The organism is Ruminiclostridium herbifermentans (assembly GCF_005473905.2).
GTDB lineage: Bacteria > Bacillota > Clostridia > Acetivibrionales > DSM-1351 > Ruminiclostridium > Ruminiclostridium herbifermentans.
Genome location: NZ_CP061336.1, coordinates 1,266,847 through 1,284,129 on the forward strand (window position 1 = coordinate 1,266,847; position 17,283 = coordinate 1,284,129).

Sequence of the window (17,283 nt, forward strand, 5' to 3'; positions counted from 1 at the left end):
TGAAACTTTGTTTACTGCAGGGGGTAAATTAATAAATTAATAAAAAAGGAGATGCGCAAATGATTATGAACAGAAGGAAAATTGGAGCATTAATTATTAGCTCAGCTTTGGTTTTAACATCAATGCTCCCAAATGGTATCAGTTTTGCTGCTTCGGTCAGCCAAGTAAATGTTACAATTGATACTAACGCAGAAAGAGCAGCAATTAGTCCGTACATTTATGGGGGAAATTGGGAATTCAACAATGCAAAGCTAACAGCAAAAAGACTTGGAGGTAACAGACAAACAGGGTACAATTGGGAAAACAACTTCTCAAATGCGGGAAGTGATTGGCAGCACTCAAGTGATACTTATTTGTTGGAAAATGGAAACATACCTAAAGCAAAGTGGAACGAACCTGGTATAGTTGCAAGTGATTTCCATGAAAAGAATCTAGCTGCTGGTGAAGATTATTCTCTTGTTACTTTACAGGCAGCAGGATATGTTTCAGCAGACAAAAATGGTACAGTTTCACCAGCGGATGTTGCACCATCAGCTAGGTGGAAAGAGGTTAAGTTTACTAAGGGTGCTCCTCTATCGACTACACCTGACTTAACTGATGACTACGTTTATATGGATGAATACGTAAACTTCTTAGTAAACAAGTTTGGAAATGCTTCTACAGCAACAGGAATAAAAGGTTATGCACTTGACAATGAACCTGCATTGTGGTCTAGTACACATGCTAGAATTCATCCTAATGCAGCAACATGTGAAGAAATTGTAGATAAAAATATAAATCTTGCTAAAGCAGTAAAAAGTGTTGATCCATATGCAGAGACATTTGGACTTGTAGCTTATGGATTTGCAGCATATAATACATTCCAAGATGCAGTTGACTGGGAATCAGTTAAGAATGGCTATAATTGGTTTTTAGATTATTATCTTGATAGCGTGAAAAAGGCATCAGATACAGAAGGTAAGAGACTAGTTGATGTACTTGACTTACACTGGTATCCAGAAGCTAGAGGCGGCGGAGATAGAATATGCTTTGGCGAGAATATTGCCAATACTGACTGTAACAAAGCACGTCTTCAAGCTCCAAGAACATTGTGGGATTCTACATATTTGGAAGATAGCTGGATAGCAACATGGTGCAGTGACAAACTTCCTTTATTACCAAATGTTCAAAATTCAATTGATAGATATAACCCTGGAACTAAGCTTGCATTCACTGAGTATTCATTTGGTGGAGATGAGCATATAACAGGTGGTATTGCTCAGGCAGATGTTTTAGGTATATTTGGTAAATATGGTGTATACCTTGCTACAGTTTGGGGTGGCGGAAGCTATACTGCTGCAGGCTTTAACATCTATACAAATTATGATGGAAAAGGCTCAACTTATGGTGATACAAAAGTTAAGGCTGAGACATCAGATGTTGAAAACACTTCTGTATACGCATCAGTTGATGCAGATGACGATTCAAAGCTACATGTAATTATGATAAACAAGAATTATAATGAATCAGTAGATGTTAACTTTAATATAGCTAGTGATGAAAGCTATAAGTCAGCAAAAGTATATGCTTTTGACAGAGGCAGCTCAAATATCTATGAAAGAGCTCCTATAACTAATATTTCTAATAACAAATTAACATACACTGTTCCTGCATTAACAGTATGTCATATTGTTCTTGATACAAATGGCAGTGGCAGTACAATCAAATATGGAGATATTAACGGAGATGGAGATATTGATTCAATAGACTTTGCTCGTTTGAAGATCTCTTTACTTGATCCAGAAGCACCTTATAATAAAGTAGCAGACTTAAATGGTGATAATGCAGTTGATGCTATTGACTTTGCAATATTAAAGCAATATTTGCTTAGAATTATAACTGTTATTGGACCTGAAGAACCTGTAGAGCAGGAGGAAAACAATGCTCCAGTAGCTGCATTTACAGTATCACCTAAAGAAGCATTTACTGGTGATGATGTAACATGTGATGGTTCCGCATCTAGTGATCCTGATGGAAAGGTTTACATTTATTCATGGGATTTCGGTGACAAAACAGAAGGTAGTGGAAAGATTGTTTCACATAAATATAAAGCTCCAGGAACATATACTATTAAGTTGACTGTTACTGATGAATATGGACTATCTAATAGTACAACTGATACAGTTATTATAACAACAGCAACAGGAGATAATTCTGATATTAACTTCGAAGATGGAACGTTACAAGGAATAACAACTAATGACGCTTCTATATCACAAATGTCAGTTACTTCTGAAAAAGCATTTAAAGGTGCGCATTCATTAAAATGGGATGTTACTTGTGCACCAACAGGAAAAGCAGATATAGTTGTAAATAGCGATACACCAGTTTTGACTCCTGGTAAATCAATGACATTCAGAATTTGGGTACCTGAAAATGCTCCAATTAAATCTATTCAGCCTTATGTAATGCCTCATGATCCTACATGGGATACTATCGAATGGAATTCATCATGGGCAGGATACGATCAAATGAAGAAGGGTGATTGGAACGAATTTACTGTAACACTTTCTCCTACATCAAGTCCTGACTTAGTACAGCAGCAGTTTGGTATTCAGATTGAGACTTTAGAAGAAGGTAGCTTTACAGTTTATGTTGATTCTATTGATTGGTAGAATTTACAAATGAAAGAAATTGATTATTAATTAAACACAGTTATTAATAAAAAGCTGTTTCAAAGCATAAGTTTTGAAGCAGCTTTTTTGTATTATAGGGGTTGCAAATTTCGGTTTGATGTACTACCTAAACTCTTTACATGGAACCGAAATAAAACTAAACAAAACATATATGGATATGGTATTTATTTTCGCTATATGATAAAATTGCTAAGTAATGAAATAAGTAATACTATTTCCTATATAAAATAGGGTAACTTTATAATCACTTTCTATCTTATTTAGTATTCTAATAAATAACATTTATTTACCTGACAACAATTGATTTTTTACAAAACTATATATTAAGGAGAGTGGTACAGTGTGAATACGAAAAAGATATTGAAATTAACATTATTAAATATTGGTATAGCTTTATTAAACATTGCGCTTTTTTCTCCTGGTCTTTTAAATATACAAATGGGAGGGTCAAATCCTCTGCACGCTGCAATAGGCGGTACAGCAATATTTATGAGTGTTGTAATATTTTTTTATGGGAACTACATGCTGATTACGCAAAAAAACAGAATAATTCAAATAAAAGAAATTACAAACTCTGAGGACTGTATACTCGCGCTAAAACAGGCAAGTGGCAAGAGAATTTTTGCAAATGATATTTCTATAATGCTCGAACAGGCTGAAAGTATTTCTAAGAAGAAAGAAAAAATACGGAATGTACTTTTACAAAAGTTTAATGTAATAGACACTGTTTTTGAAAGATTTAATGGGACTATTAACGATGTTGAATACGTTTTTTTTACTAATATCAAAAGTATACTAAACAAAATATATGCTTTTGATGAAGAAGATTACGAAAGAATAAGCAGCAGCGAAAACAGAAAGAAATTTTCATCAAAATATATTGAATCTAAATTAAGCATTTACAATGAATATATCACTTACATAAAGAATGCTATGTCAGATAACGAAGAAATACTGCTTAAGCTAGATGCGCTTCTACTTGAAATTTCAAATTTTGATTGTTTGGAAATTGGTGAAATAGATAATATGAATGAGATTAGGGCAATAGATGAACTAATAAAAAAATCAAAGTACTACAATGTCTAAGTTCAAATATAATTTTTCGATTGTAGAAAAATTTTATAACATAGTCGGAATGTAAGCAAGGCAAGAGATATTTTGACCAACTGAAAATCAAAGAGATGTTCGCCATTTATAGAAGTGGAGGAAATTATCTGGACTCGTTATAATGCCTAGATTCATAGTAAATTTATTCGATGAATCGTGCATAGTCAAAAAACCACTTGCGGTTTTTGTGGCTCGAAAATGCACATTGTTAGATTGTTAGTACATACTTTATTTTCGAGTTTGTAAGCGAAGCAGGGGACATATTCACCGCTTGAAAGCTATATTGATAATTGTTTTTCTAGACATATGAGACATATTATCGTTTCGTTGTAAATATAAGATTTTAGTGTGGGAATGAAGAGTAATTAATTTAAATTATATAAAGGAGAGGATTTAATTTATGGGAGGAAATAAAAAGTCCATAAAGGTTTTTGGAGTTTTAGTTGTAATATCTGCATTAGTTTTTGGAATTATTTATGGGGGAATTTCATTAACAAAGAACATGGGTAAAAGTGCTAAAGTTGTTTCAACTGAAAACGCAATGGAAACCCTAAATAAACTATACGAAGACATTACGGTTAATACTATTACACCTAGAAAGGCGCAGGTGAATCTTGAACCTGTAGATGTAAAAGAGTCTTTACCTGATATATCAAAGTATCCTCCTCAGGTTGACAATACAACAAACAAATATATCGAAATATTTTCTTCTACAGAAAAAGCAGGAGAGAAAAAGGATGGTTGGCTAGTTGAAACAGCAAAGGCTTTTAATGATGCTAACATAGAAATAAATGGGGAGCCAGTTTCGGTAAGAATAAGAGGAATTGCTTCAGGGCAGGGAATGGATTATATTGTTTCAGGCAAATATCTTCCTGATGCATTTACTCCTTCTAATGAACTATGGGGCGAAATGATGAAGGCAAAAGGAACAAAGGTAACGCTGGTTGAAAAAAGACTTGCTGGGAATGTTGCAGGTGTTTTGCTTTCAAGAGACAAGTCTGATGAAATGATAAAGAAATATGGAGCAGTAAACCTAAAAACTATTACCGATGCAGTTGCAGCAAATGAAATTGCTATGGGGTATACCAACCCTTTTGCAAGTTCTACTGGCTTGAATTTCTTGATTTCGACCTTAAGTACATTTGACAGCAAGGAGTTATTAAGTGTTAAGGCTATTCAAGGTTTTGAAAAGTTTCAGACAAATATTCCTTTTGTTGCTTATACAACCTTACAAATGAGGGAGTCAGCACAGTCTGGAGTACTTGATGGATTCATACTGGAATACCAAACCTTTATGAATACTCCAGAATTAAATTCTGATTACATATTTACTCCATTTGGAGTAAGACATGACAGCCCTATGTATATTATTGGAGATATATCGGCTGAGAAAAAAGAAATACTGAATAAGTTTATAGAATTCTGTAAGTCAGAAAAATCCCAAAAGCTTGCTGCAGAGTATGGATTTAATCAGTTAGATGATTACATACCTGAAATAAATACGGCTACAGGAGATGTTATTTCAAAGGCACAGAGCCTATGGAAGGAAAAAAAGGATGTTAATAATGATATTGCAGCTGTTTTTGTAGCAGATATATCAGGCAGCATGAATGGAGTTCCATTAAATAATTTGAAGAAATCTCTTTTAAGCGGTTCTCAGTATATACTTAAGGATACTTCAATCGGGCTTGTATCGTTTTCTACAGATGTAAATATCAATCTGCCAATTGCTAAGTTTGACCTGAATCAGAGATCCTTATTTACAGGAGCAGTAACTGATTTGACTGCAAATGGAAGTACTGCTATGTTTGATGCTATTGTTGTAGCTTCAAAAATGCTAATTGAGGAAAAAGCAAAGAACCCTAATGCAAAATTAATGCTTTTTGTTTTAAGTGATGGAGAAACAAATTATGGCCATTCTCTAGATGATGTTATTGACATACTCAAAGCTTTTAAAATTCCAATTTACACAATAGGCTATAATGCAAATATAAAAGCATTGGAAACTCTTTCACAAATTAATGAAGCGGCAAATATTAATGCTGACTCTGAGGATGTTGTCTATAAACTTGGTAGTTTGTTTAATGCACAGATGTAAAAACTCGAAGGTATAATTTGTGCTTACTTGGTGCACTTTTGAGACTCAAAAGTGCAAGAGTTATTTATAGATATTAGTGATGTGTATAAATCAGAAAAAGCAGATTTGGTGATAGTGATAATTATGCGGACTGTTTTTGAGTTAAGAATTAACTTGTTGTTTTTTGGGTTACAATATAATATACTTAATTAACAAATGTACTTCTTTTGGAGGAATATAAAATGCTGGAAAGTTTTCATATAGGTCTGTATAGAGGGTTACAGGATATTAATTTTAACGACCTAAAAGATATTAATGTTTTTGTTGGGCAAAACAATAGTGGGAAAACATCTGTACTTGAAGCTATAATTTTATCAGGTTTATTTGATGATGTAGATTTATTAGTTGATACATTAGTTTCGAGATATCAAATTTTTTCTGTAGATTTATTTAAAAGAATGTTTACTCTTGGGAAAGAAGCCATAATTTGTCTTGAATCTAAACTACGAAATAATGGTAATAAAATTCATACACATGTACAATATGAATCAGCAAAACGAATAAAGAATTATAAAGATTCGACTCAGGTTTTTGAAGATTTCACTTTGAAATTTTTATATAATGCTTGTAATGACAAAGAAATAAAAGATAAAGATGATTTAAATGAAAGCTTTTTTATCAGGTTTGAAGAAGGAGAGGATGGCTATCAAGTTATTCTTGGAAGTCCAAAAGAGTGTAAGCTAGATTATAAAATTCCTTGTCAATTTGTCTCCTTTTCGAGATTTGACAGATCAAAACGATTGTTACAGACGGTAGATGAAGTACTTGATAGTAATAGAAGAGCTGAACTTATTGATGTTTTAAGAATATTTGATAGGGATGTAGATAATTTTGAGGTTATTAGCAAGAACAGAGTAATCAAGATTTTTAAAAAAGGATATAATGAGCCACTTTCGCTAAATGATTATGGAAATGGAATGTATAAAGCTTTTTTTATTGCTACTTCTGCACTTTTATGTAAAAACGGTATATTTTTAATAGATGAGATTGAGGCTGGAATTCATAGCGAAGCTTTGAGTCAGTTTATTACAAGATTATTGCAAGTATGCAAAAATAACAACGTGCAGTTGTTTTTGACAACACACAGTTTAGAGGCAATAGATGTTATTTTAAATAATTGCCAAGATAGTTTGAATGATACAGCTTTCTATCATCTAATGTCAAATAAAAAAGATACAAAATTGAAAAGATATAGTGGTGAAAAACTAATCCAATTAAGGAATGAAATTGGTTTTGATGTGAGGTAAATAATGAAATACTATATAATTGTGACAGAAGGTTTTACGGATTGTGCTACTGTAGAAAGTATTTTAGAGAAATTTTTAGGATATACTTTATATTTTAAGTATAATGATTTACCAAACATATTTCAAAGAATGGTAGGAAAATATCCAAATGAAATTGGTGAATTACAGAAGAAAGATTCACCTAGTTTCTATTATAAAAATAATATTAATTTAGCAGTTAAGCAAGCCAATGGATGTTCAAAAATAGCAAAGACTGTTAGTAATTTATTAGAAATATTATCGATATCCGAAATACTTCAAGACTTTAAAGGTTTTATAATTATTACTGATACTGACACAAAGAACAAAAGTGAATTAATAAGTTATTTTCGTAAAGAATTTGCAAATAATAATATTAGTTTAAATGGTGAAACAATTACATATGAAAATAATGAAGTACAATGCTATATGAACTTCATTCCTCAAGAAGGACAGGGTGCAATAGAGAAGTTATTATTAGATTGTTCTAAAATTAATTTTTCTAGTCTTTTTGATTTGACGAATACATTTAGAGAACAATTATTAGCTGAAGGCTATTCAGATATAAGAAAAAAATATTGGGCTACAAACGATGAGGTTCAATCTTTTTATGCGGATAAAGTTCAGTTTGGTTTTATATCTTCTGTTTTAAAACCAGATAGACCAATGAGATATACCATAAAAGACGAAATAATAAGTTCTAAATTTGAAAAAGAATTATTAGAGATACCCGAGTACTATAATTTGTATAATTTTATTAAAAGTAAACTTACATAAATAAGTTATTGGTATAAACTTTTATGCTCTTTAGAATAGATTAACTTCTATTTTATAGAGCATTTTCATATCTAATCAAAGAAAGACTCATATCACATAAATTCTATAAAATTATAGTTTACAAGCTGCTGAAACCTAGTATGCTTAAATTCTTTTAAATAGCCCTACTTTCCCAGTTGATTTTCATGTCTTTAAGCTTATCAATAGGAAGCTGAGTACTTTTCTATTGGTAAATATCCAGCACATATAGGTAAGCGTCAAACCAATGGACACCTACACATGATAGTATTGGGATGATAAACTGAGCCCAAGGGGGTATGAGTATATGGGCTCAGTTAAACGAACTAATGAGGAATGGATTAAATTATATGAACAGCAACGCATGAGTGGTCAAACACTGAAAGCGTGGTGTGCAGAGAATAATATTAATCTTTCTACAATGTCAGATAAGATTAGTAGGTTAAAGAAAGCTGGTCTTCTTTCTGAGCAAAATTCTCGTCGGAATAGAAAAACAAAGGTTGAAACTAAATGGGCAGAAGTGACATCCTTAGCAACAGATACTGAAATACAAGTAGAAATTAACGGCTTTACAGTTATTGTACCTGTAGACTTTAATGAAGCGGCATTTATACGTGTCTGCAAGGTGTTGAAACTATGTTAAATACAAGAGACAAACGAATATATCTTGCCTGTGGATATACAGATATGCGTAAGTCAATAAACGGACTAGCGGCAATAGTCGAAGGTAGTTTTAGACTTGATCCGTTTGGTAGGGCGCTATTTGTATTTTGTAATCGTAATCGAGATAGATTAAAAATTTTAGAATGGGATGGGGATGGCTTTTGGCTGCACTTTAAGCGATTGGAAAAAGGGCATTTCAAATGGCCATTAGCAGGAGATGAGCAAACTATGATGCTTACATCTGAAGAAATGGAATACTTGTTAGGAAGTCCACGTCTCACACAAAAGTTAAAGCGACAGGAAATAAGAGCAAACACCGCTATATAAAAACAGAGTAAAACAGCTGAAACTATGGATTTTCATGGATTTTCATGATATAATAGGAACTGGCAAAGCCTTTGATTGACGAATTTTTTGCGTGGCTAAAATCTTTAAATCCTGCACCCAAAACCAGTTTGGGACAGGCAGTTCATTATATGATTAAACAACGTAGATATCTGGAGCGTTATCTTCTTGACGGCAGACTAGAAATTAGCAACAACCGTGCTGAGCGTTCCATCAAGCCGTTTGTGATAGACAGAAAAAACTTCCTTTTTGCAAATACACCTCGTGGGGCCAAGGCAAGTGCTGTAATTTTCAGTATCATAGAGACCGCAAAAGAGAACGGCTTAAATCCTTATGCTTATCTTGTGTATATTTTCAAAAATGCTCCCAATTGGGATATTCACAATAATATTAATGCACTTGAACTTTTACTTCCATCTAACGTGCCAGAATCATGTAATAGTGCTGCTCGATAGGTTTTGTCAAGGTGCTTTTCTATTTGACGCTTACGTAATTACAGCAGACTGAATAAAAGTCAGCAAGAAAATTAACAATTATTAAAATAGGTGGTAGCTGATTGCTGCCGCTTATTTAACCATGTCTTTTTTATTCTCAAAATCAAAGGCATTTAAATTGTCAATATCATTGATGCCGTCAAAATGGTTTATATCATCCACATCATCAATATCATCAATATCATCTACTTCATCGAAGTCCTCAATTTCATCTATGTCATCAAGAAAGTCTTCAATGCTTTCAAAAATGTATCCAAAGTCACTCCCTAATATTGAGATTTCTAGATTGTTTTTCATAATAAAACCTCCCGAGTGCTATATTTTATAGATTTTAACACACTGTAAAAGCACTTTGCGCTTTTACACAATAAAATTTTTTATTTAAGCAAGCTTTTCTCAGCAGTAAATCGATACAATTATTTTTAATCCAACTATCGAATGAATAGCCGGGCTATGCTCAGGTTTACCAAATGGGTTATTGTTCGGTAAACTCATCTATCAAATAATTAGACTTTTCATTTGATATTGATACTATACATTATACTAATAGGCTTTATACAGTATATTTTTTATTGCGAAGTTTGTATACTAATATTTACTATTGTAATTGTTCAACATTAAGGATACAGCATTATAATGTTAAGTTTTTGTTATAAATATACTTACTCAATCAAAAGATTTTTATTAATAGCAATTATATTGGCAATAGACCATTGATAATTCTATGAGTGCGAAGTTTGAGTTAATTTTTTAGATTTATTTATGCTATAATATAAAAAAAGATATGGGATAAAGGTTTTAAATATGGAGCTTAGCTACAGTACTTTTAAAGTAAAAACACATTTTTTAAATATGATAAATTACTCCTACATAGTTGTGGATAATGAGAGTAAGAAAGCAATAGTTGTGGATCCTGCTTGGGAAATTGATAAAATTATAAACAAGCTGAATGAAGAAAATGCCATGTTAACAACTATTTTGCTTACTCATTCCCATGAAGATCACACAAATTTAGCTAATGCATTAGTAAAAAGATATAATGCAAATGTATATATGTCAGAAAAAGAGATTAATTATTATGGTTTTAGGTGCGGGAATTTGCATGGTTTGAATGATTTTGATGAGATTTATGTTAATAAGACAAAAGTATCTTGTATACTAACGGCTGGACATACTGCAGGAGGAATGTGCTATTTGTTAGAAAATTGCATATTTACTGGAGATACTCTGTTTTCAGAGGGCTGTGGGCTTTGCTATGGAAATGGGGCATCTGCAGAAAATATGTATGATAGTATTCAAAAATTAAAAAGTTTATTAGCGGGGGATATTCTTATATTTCCGGGACATTCATATGGTGTTGAACCAGGTAAGCCATTTGGGTATTTGGGGTTTATAAATGCATATTTAAGTTTTGATAATAAAAAAAAGTTTGTTGAATTTAGAAACAGAAAAAATATTAGAGGTATATTTAATTTTAAATAGCTGTAATAGATATTATGTTTTGTTTATTTCTATAATTATCGAAACAATACAATTGATTGAGGCTTCAGAAGGAGAAAAGAATCCAACTGAAGCTTTCCTTTATTCTACAAATATATTAAATATTACGGTTTGATATTTGCCGTATAAATGGTTAGAATAGAACGTATATAATATAGATACGTGGTAAATTATAGCAAAAGGTGGGCGGGATGTATATGACCATTTACGAAAAACTAGAAAAGTTAAAAAGTAATATAAAATCTTTTCAAAGAGTAGCTATTGCCTTTTCAGGAGGTGTAGATTCCTGTTTTCTTTTAAAGGTTGCAGCTGATGTGTTAGGTAATGATGTGGTTGCTATAACGGCACATTCTTCAACGTATCCTGAAAGAGAACTTAATGAGGCTATAGAGTTTGCAAAAAGCTACTCAATTAAACATAGGATTATTGTTTCAGAAGAACTGGAGGTAGAAGGCTTTTCAGACAATCCTGTCAATAGGTGCTACCTTTGTAAAAATGAACTCTATGAAAAAATAAAGGAAATTGCTAAAGAAGAAGGTGTACATTACATTTTAGAAGGTTCAAATGTTGACGATTTAGGTGACTTCAGACCTGGTATGAAGGCAGTAAGCGAACATGGTGTGTTGAGTCCATTGAAGGATGCAGAGTTGACTAAGGAAGAAATTAGACTGCTATCAAAGGAGTTGGGGCTTAAATCATGGAATAAACAAGCCTTTGCATGCCTGTCTTCAAGGTTCCCTTATGGAGAAAAAATTACCCATGAGAGACTTAGAATGATTGATAGGGCGGAGCAGCTTTTACTTGATTTAGGATTTAAACAAGTAAGAGTTAGATTTCATAAAGATATTGCTAGAATTGAAATCAGTCAAGACCAGTTTGAAAAAATAATAGCTTCTGAAATAAGAGAAAAAATATATGAAGAGTTTAAAAATATTGGATTTATGTATACAACACTGGATTTAAAGGGATATAGAACTGGGAGCCTTAATGAAGGACTGACAGAGGATAAAAAAATCAATAACTAGTCAAATAAAAATTGCATATAGAAGTATGTAAATGCATTGAAAGGGACGGCTTTAAATATTCACATATTTGGGCTGTCTTGTTTTTAATTTATAGTTACATTTATTGGTAATTAAAATGGTAAGATTAATTAAATGTATTGACAATGGATATTTGGTGTATTATACTATAAAAAACAATGAAATCCATACAATTCATATATGAATTATATGATACATAACTTAATTGAAAACTCGATATAATTATTTATATATACTGATATAACAAATATTTGTTTTAAATGAGCCAAATACCGTCGTTAATATGGTGTTGAGAACTTATGGAGGTCATTATGGAAAATTCCAAGCCAATAATTGAAATAAAAGGCTTAACAAAAATATTTTATACTAAAGACAAACAAGTAGAGGCTCTACGGAATATTGAACTCTCAATTGATAAAGGCGATATTTTTGGAATTATTGGAATGAGCGGAGCCGGAAAAAGTACTTTAGTACGCTGTATTAATTATATTGAAAAGCCTACAAGTGGTAGCATAATTGTTGATGGAAAAGATTTATCAAAACTAAATGAGAAAGAACTTCGAAAAGTCAGACAATCAATGGGAATGATTTTTCAGCAGTTTAATTTACTCATGCAGAGAACAGCGGAAGAAAATATAACTTTTCCACTTGAAATAGCTGGTGTTAAGAAAAAAGATGCCAAGAAGCGTGCAAAGGAATTACTTGAAATTGTAGGTCTTGCAGATAAGGCAGGTTCTTATCCCTCTCAATTATCTGGCGGGCAAAAGCAACGAATAGCAATAGCTAGGGCATTAGCTACTAATCCAAAGGTTTTATTATGTGATGAGGCCACTTCAGCACTAGATCCGACAACTACAAGATCTATATTAGAGTTGCTTAAGGATATTAATAGAAGGCTTGGAATTACAATTGTGATAATTACCCATGAAATGAGTGTTATTGAACAAATATGCTCACATGTTGCAATTATTGACGATAGTGTCATAGCTGAACAGGGAAGAGTTTCAGAGGTTTTTGCCCATCCTAAAACATTATCTGCTCAAAGACTGGTGTATCCAGAAGGAAAGAAGAATGAACACTTTTTGGGAAAGCGATGTTGCAGAATTGTTTTTGAAGGAAGTTCTTCATTTGATCCAGTAATATCTAGAATGATTTTAGAATGTAAAGCACAAGTAAATATTCTTTTTGCCGATATGAAGGATATTGATGGGAAGGCATTTGGGCAGCTAGTTCTCCAATTACCACAAGATGACGTTGCATCAGAGCAAATAATACGATATCTAAAATCTCAGAATTTATCTGTAGAGGAGGTAATTGAATATGTGGGATAGCGGGACAATAACTATGATTTTAATGGGTTTACTTGAAACAATTTATATGACTTTTGTTTCAACGTTTTTTGCATATATAATAGGCCTCCCATTAGGAGTATTGCTGGTTACAAGCCAAAGTAACGGAATTTCTCCATTACCTAAGCTTAATAAGGTTTTAAATTTTATTGTAAATATAGTTCGTTCAGTACCGTTTCTAATATTATTAGTTGCAGTAATACCATTTACCAGATTTATTATAGGAACATCGATAGGGTCTACAGCAACAGTGGTTCCATTGGTTATTGCTTCTGCACCATTTATTGCTAGGCTAGTTGAGTCTTCTATTCAGGAGGTTGAAAAGGGAGTTATAGAGGCAGCTGTTTCAATGGGTTGCAGTCCTTTTCAGATAATTACAAAGGTAATGATACCAGAAGCAGTTCCATCGTTAATAATGGGAGCAGCTATTGCTACTACTACAATATTGAGTTATAGTGCAATGGCTGGTTTTGTAGGTGGCGGTGGACTAGGAGATATTGCTATACGCTATGGATATCACAGATATGAATATGGCATTATGATCGTAACGGTAGCAATACTTGTAATAATTGTTCAAGTATCGCAGGATATTGGTACTAAAATTGCTAAGAAGAAGGATAAAAGAAAGTAAAGTTAAAAAATTTTTAATATAAATAACCAAAATAAAACAATAAAGGGGGACATAAAAATGAGTAAAAAAGTATTAGTATTATCACTTGCTTTAATATTTGCAGTGTCAGGAGTTTTGGCAGGCTGCGGAGCAAAATCCGAAAAAGATAACAAACTAGTAATAGGGGCAACAGCGTCACCACATGCTGAGATATTAAGAGAAGTTCAAAATGATCTTAAAGATAAGGGAATTGAACTGGATATTAAGGAGTTTTCAGATTATGCTCAACTTAACCCAGCTTTAGTAGATAAGAGTTTAGATGCAAACTTCTTTCAACATCAGCCTTATTTAGATAATTACAATACTGAAAATAAAACAGATCTTGTAGCAGCAGCACAAGTACACTATGAGCCGCTTGGAGTATATCCAGGTAAAACAAAAGCGTTAGATGCTTTAGCTGATGGCGCAACTATTGCAGTACCAAATGATACAACAAATGAAGCTAGAGCACTTTTATTGCTTGAATCAATTGGACTAATAAAAGTTAATTCAAATGCAGGCTTAAATGCAACTGTTAAAGACATTACTGAGAATCCTAAAAATATTAAAATCAAGGAATTAGCGGCAGAACAGCTTGCAAGAGCTTTGGCAGATGTTGATTTGGCTGTAATCAATGGAAATTATGCGTTGCAAGCAGGATATAATGCAGCTAAGGATGCATTGGCAAAGGAAGAAGCTGAATCGGTTGCAGCACAGACTTATGCAAATATCATAGCTGTACGCAAGGGTGATGAAAATAAAGAGGAAATTAAAGCATTAGTTGAGGCATTAAAGAGTGAAAAAGTTAAGAAATTTATTGAAGAGAAATATAGTGGTTCTGTTGTTCCATTGTTCTAAAAGCTGAAATTACTTCAACAGCAATCTATAGTGGGTTTTTTACGGGAGCATTATTTTAAGCAGTTAGCTATTATTATTTCTTGATTTGAGACACTCCCTTTAGTAACAAAAATAGTAATAAAAAATTAGTATGTGTGCAAAGTTAACGGCAGGCTAGAACTCAAATGTACTAGCCTGCTAATAATTTTATCTTTCTTTTAAATATAGCATGTTTCTTTGGTCATAGACAAAACCATTACTTAAAAGAGTATTACAAGAAGCTTTGTTTTCATCTTCTGGTTTTACGATTATTCTTTTAGCATTGCTTATATAGAATATTTTTTGAGTAAGTAAATAAACTATTGATTTTCCAAAGCCCTTACCTAGATATTCTTCTTCTCCAATTAAGTAATCAATGCTGTAGGTGCCATCAAGCGGAATATCTCCATACCAATCTTCGCCCGCATCTAAACAGGTGTAGTATTGGCAAAAACCGATAGGTTTATCATTTAGAGTCACTATGTAATGACTTACAAAACTAAATTCATTAAAGCGTTCTTTCACTTCGTAAAGCCAAGCTTCAGGTTCCTCATACCATTTGATTATATAATCTTTATTTAGCCATTTTTCTAATATAGGAATATCTTTATCTTCAATTCTGCTCAATTTTAAATTATTCATTGGTTACTCCAGATTAAATTTAAGCTGTTTTTGATTTTATTTCTTCTGATTTTATTTCTTCATTTGCTTTTATTGCTTCAATTTGTTCAAAGCGCTTATTTCTATAATATAAACCCATATCAATTGAAACCATAATAAGGTTTAGAATGTATAAGCCCAATACAATATCCCTGCTATAAAGTATCTTATGTGTAATTCCTGCCAAATAACCAAATATAACTACATATGAAAAAACTACACTTTTTCCTGCTGTTCTTCTTGATGTATAAGACTTATATAGCTGTATTGGCCACGCAGCTCCAAAGCAAATAAGCATTAGTGCTTCAAATATGCTCATAAAATTCATCTCCTAATATATTATAATTTATTTTTTCTATTACAGCCAATCACTGACAAGAAGGACTGCTGAAAAACAATATTTTATGTATAGCGATGTCTCGCTATATAAAATAGTAAACGGTAATATATATCTAATAACAAAGTTTATTAGAAAATAATGCTAGAAATAATCAGCGAATAACACATATTGTAAGCCGATACATCAAAACTAAGCAATTGAGTATTATATCAAGACAAAATATCTTGTGTTATAAGGTCGGCGTAAGTACTTGTTCTTCACTATAATTGATTACGCATCAATTACGGAATCAGCTATAGATTAGACTGCACGAGACTACAATATTAAGCAGTTTACTATTGACTATACTATTTATTGTTTTGCAATAGCCTCTTTTGTTGTTTGAAAAAGCAACTGGTTCATACGAAGTTGCTTTCAAACTAGTATATAAACTCAAACTAACAAATAGCATTAGACTTTATGCTGATAGTAATTGACTTCAACTATTATACACCTATTATTAAAAAAGTGGTATCTATGGACAGATATTTTTAAAAAAACTTTCAGAAGATTTTCCGTGAGGACGGTTATTTCGCTTTAGTCTGAAGAGGACGTCTTCTTTATTTTTATTTATTATGTTAACTCCTCCGGCACAGGATAGCGTAGCCTTAAATCCTAATTTTTTTAAAATATCCGTAGATTCTTTGCTTATACTTCCAAATGGATAGGTAAAAGTATTAGGTCTGATACCTGTAACCTCAGCAAGCTTATCCTGAAGCATACCAATATCTGAGGTTAAAACATTTGTATAAACCTCTAAAGGTTCACCTTTTAAACGTTGGGCACCCTTTCTTTTTTCAGTTGAGTGAAGATTATAAGTATGATTTTGTATTTCAAAATAACCAGAATTACTCATTTCCTTAATTTGATCCCATGATGCATAAGCATAATCAGGATTGCTTGTTGGAGGTGGAGTTGAAGCATATGTACTTGAAAATTGATCGCTATATATACCAACTATGGATATTACTGCTTTCATTTGATATTTTTCTAGAAGAGGCTTACCATAAATGTAGTTGTTCAGATTTCCATCGTCAAAAGTTATTATTACAGGCTTTGCAGGAAGTTCTCCATCATTATGTACATAGTTAATTAAATCTGTCATATTTATTGTACTATAGCCGTGATTTTTTAGATAAATAAGGTCGTTTTCAAATTCGGCAGGCGTTATAACATATTTACCTAACTCAGGTGATTTTTTCATAATACTATGGTACATAATTATAGGAACACGTATGCCATCTTCAGTGATGGATTCTGCTTCCGTTTCATTAAAAACAGTTTTTGACATTGAAAAATATACTCCAAAAGAAGAAAGAACGACTATTAGACTAATAAAAGCTAAA

At 32.3% G+C, this 17,283-nt stretch carries 17 protein-coding genes; 13 read left to right on the forward strand and 4 right to left on the reverse strand.

The features are described 5' to 3' along the window. Positions 1-65 precede the first annotated feature (65 nt). The 8 genes from EHE19_RS05535 to EHE19_RS05570 all read left to right on the forward strand — a co-directional run bounded on the left by EHE19_RS05535 (position 66) and on the right by EHE19_RS05570 (position 9,442). Entirely contained in the window at positions 66-2,654 is a 2,589-nt protein-coding gene (locus EHE19_RS05535; RefSeq protein WP_137698456.1) for a glycoside hydrolase family 44 protein, read from the forward strand. Between the two features lie 363 nt (positions 2,655-3,017). Then, entirely contained in the window at positions 3,018-3,761 is a 744-nt protein-coding gene (locus EHE19_RS05540) for a hypothetical protein (protein WP_137698446.1), read from the forward strand. Between the two features lie 421 nt (positions 3,762-4,182). Then, positions 4,183-5,880, forward strand: coding sequence for a vWA domain-containing protein (locus EHE19_RS05545; protein WP_137698447.1), 1,698 nt, complete (start codon positions 4,183-4,185; stop codon positions 5,878-5,880). A gap of 221 nt (positions 5,881-6,101) precedes the next feature. Beyond that, complete coding sequence (locus EHE19_RS05550) at positions 6,102-7,166, forward strand: AAA family ATPase (protein WP_137698448.1); 1,065 nt, start codon at positions 6,102-6,104, stop codon at positions 7,164-7,166. Between the two features lie 3 nt (positions 7,167-7,169). Continuing rightward, a complete protein-coding gene (locus tag EHE19_RS05555) occupies positions 7,170-7,961 on the forward strand; it encodes a DUF3226 domain-containing protein (RefSeq protein ID WP_137698449.1) in 792 nt (263 codons plus the stop codon). 325 nt (positions 7,962-8,286) lie between these two features. Next, the gene (gene tnpA, locus EHE19_RS05560) at positions 8,287-8,622 is read left to right on the forward strand and encodes an IS66 family insertion sequence element accessory protein TnpA (RefSeq protein WP_190530278.1); all 336 of its coding nucleotides are present in this window, start codon (positions 8,287-8,289) and stop codon (positions 8,620-8,622) included. After that, positions 8,616-8,969 (forward strand): IS66 family insertion sequence element accessory protein TnpB, encoded by a 354-nt coding sequence (gene tnpB, locus EHE19_RS05565; RefSeq protein WP_137699309.1) that lies wholly within the window; start codon positions 8,616-8,618, stop codon positions 8,967-8,969. Before tnpA ends, tnpB begins: the two co-directional genes overlap by 7 nt. Positions 8,970-9,040: 71 nt before the next feature. Then, a complete protein-coding gene (locus tag EHE19_RS05570; RefSeq protein WP_483313996.1) occupies positions 9,041-9,442 on the forward strand; it encodes an IS66 family transposase in 402 nt (133 codons plus the stop codon). A 111-nt stretch (positions 9,443-9,553) separates the two neighbouring features. Here the strand turns inward: EHE19_RS05570 and EHE19_RS05575 are convergent, their stop codons facing one another. Next, entirely contained in the window at positions 9,554-9,778 is a 225-nt protein-coding gene (locus EHE19_RS05575; protein ID WP_137699089.1) for a hypothetical protein, read from the reverse strand. Positions 9,779-10,285: 507 nt separating this feature from the next. Here EHE19_RS05575 and EHE19_RS05580 point away from each other — a divergent pair. The 5 genes from EHE19_RS05580 to EHE19_RS05600 all read left to right on the forward strand — a co-directional run bounded on the left by EHE19_RS05580 (position 10,286) and on the right by EHE19_RS05600 (position 14,880). Then, entirely contained in the window at positions 10,286-10,963 is a 678-nt protein-coding gene (locus EHE19_RS05580; protein ID WP_137699088.1) for an MBL fold metallo-hydrolase, read from the forward strand. 215 nt (positions 10,964-11,178) lie between these two features. After that, entirely contained in the window at positions 11,179-12,006 is an 828-nt protein-coding gene (larE, locus tag EHE19_RS05585; protein WP_137699087.1) for an ATP-dependent sacrificial sulfur transferase LarE, read from the forward strand. Positions 12,007-12,335: 329 nt separating this feature from the next. Continuing rightward, complete coding sequence (locus tag EHE19_RS05590; RefSeq protein ID WP_244648336.1) at positions 12,336-13,355, forward strand: methionine ABC transporter ATP-binding protein; 1,020 nt, start codon at positions 12,336-12,338, stop codon at positions 13,353-13,355. Further along, positions 13,345-14,004, forward strand: a complete 660-nt coding sequence (locus EHE19_RS05595) for a methionine ABC transporter permease (protein WP_137699085.1) — start codon at positions 13,345-13,347, stop codon at positions 14,002-14,004. Before EHE19_RS05590 ends, EHE19_RS05595 begins: the two co-directional genes overlap by 11 nt. 57 nt (positions 14,005-14,061) lie before the next feature. Then, positions 14,062-14,880 (forward strand): MetQ/NlpA family ABC transporter substrate-binding protein, encoded by an 819-nt coding sequence (locus EHE19_RS05600; RefSeq protein WP_137699084.1) that lies wholly within the window; start codon positions 14,062-14,064, stop codon positions 14,878-14,880. Between the two features lie 186 nt (positions 14,881-15,066). Here the strand turns inward: EHE19_RS05600 and EHE19_RS05605 are convergent, their stop codons facing one another. The 3 genes from EHE19_RS05605 to EHE19_RS05615 form a co-directional block, all read right to left on the reverse strand. Further along, positions 15,067-15,540, reverse strand: a complete 474-nt coding sequence (locus EHE19_RS05605) for a GNAT family N-acetyltransferase (protein WP_137699083.1) — start codon at positions 15,538-15,540, stop codon at positions 15,067-15,069. 19 nt (positions 15,541-15,559) lie between these two features. Then, a complete protein-coding gene (locus EHE19_RS05610) occupies positions 15,560-15,877 on the reverse strand; it encodes a hypothetical protein (RefSeq protein WP_137699082.1) in 318 nt (105 codons plus the stop codon). 535 nt (positions 15,878-16,412) lie between these two features. After that, positions 16,413-17,228, reverse strand: coding sequence for a polysaccharide deacetylase family protein (locus tag EHE19_RS05615; RefSeq protein WP_244648337.1), 816 nt, complete (start codon positions 17,226-17,228; stop codon positions 16,413-16,415). Between the last annotated feature and the right edge of the window lie 55 nt (positions 17,229-17,283).

Coding starts and splice junctions, on each gene's coding strand:
- EHE19_RS05535 (WP_137698456.1), top strand. CDS start 66: ATGAACAGAAGGAAAATTGGAGCATTAATTATTAGCTCAGCTTTGGTT.
- EHE19_RS05545 (WP_137698447.1), top strand. CDS start 4,183: ATGGGAGGAAATAAAAAGTCCATAAAGGTTTTTGGAGTTTTAGTTGTA.
- EHE19_RS05550 (WP_137698448.1), top strand. CDS start 6,102: ATGCTGGAAAGTTTTCATATAGGTCTGTATAGAGGGTTACAGGATATT.
- EHE19_RS05555 (WP_137698449.1), top strand. CDS start 7,170: ATGAAATACTATATAATTGTGACAGAAGGTTTTACGGATTGTGCTACT.
- tnpA (WP_190530278.1), top strand. CDS start 8,287: ATGGGCTCAGTTAAACGAACTAATGAGGAATGGATTAAATTATATGAA.
- tnpB (WP_137699309.1), top strand. CDS start 8,616: ATGTTAAATACAAGAGACAAACGAATATATCTTGCCTGTGGATATACA.
- EHE19_RS05575 (WP_137699089.1), bottom strand. CDS start 9,778: ATGAAAAACAATCTAGAAATCTCAATATTAGGGAGTGACTTTGGATAC.
- EHE19_RS05580 (WP_137699088.1), top strand. CDS start 10,286: ATGGAGCTTAGCTACAGTACTTTTAAAGTAAAAACACATTTTTTAAAT.
- larE (WP_137699087.1), top strand. CDS start 11,179: ATGACCATTTACGAAAAACTAGAAAAGTTAAAAAGTAATATAAAATCT.
- EHE19_RS05590 (WP_244648336.1), top strand. CDS start 12,336: ATGGAAAATTCCAAGCCAATAATTGAAATAAAAGGCTTAACAAAAATA.
- EHE19_RS05595 (WP_137699085.1), top strand. CDS start 13,345: ATGTGGGATAGCGGGACAATAACTATGATTTTAATGGGTTTACTTGAA.
- EHE19_RS05600 (WP_137699084.1), top strand. CDS start 14,062: ATGAGTAAAAAAGTATTAGTATTATCACTTGCTTTAATATTTGCAGTG.
- EHE19_RS05605 (WP_137699083.1), bottom strand. CDS start 15,540: ATGAATAATTTAAAATTGAGCAGAATTGAAGATAAAGATATTCCTATA.
- EHE19_RS05610 (WP_137699082.1), bottom strand. CDS start 15,877: ATGAGCATATTTGAAGCACTAATGCTTATTTGCTTTGGAGCTGCGTGG.
- EHE19_RS05615 (WP_244648337.1), bottom strand. CDS start 17,228: ATGTCAAAAACTGTTTTTAATGAAACGGAAGCAGAATCCATCACTGAA.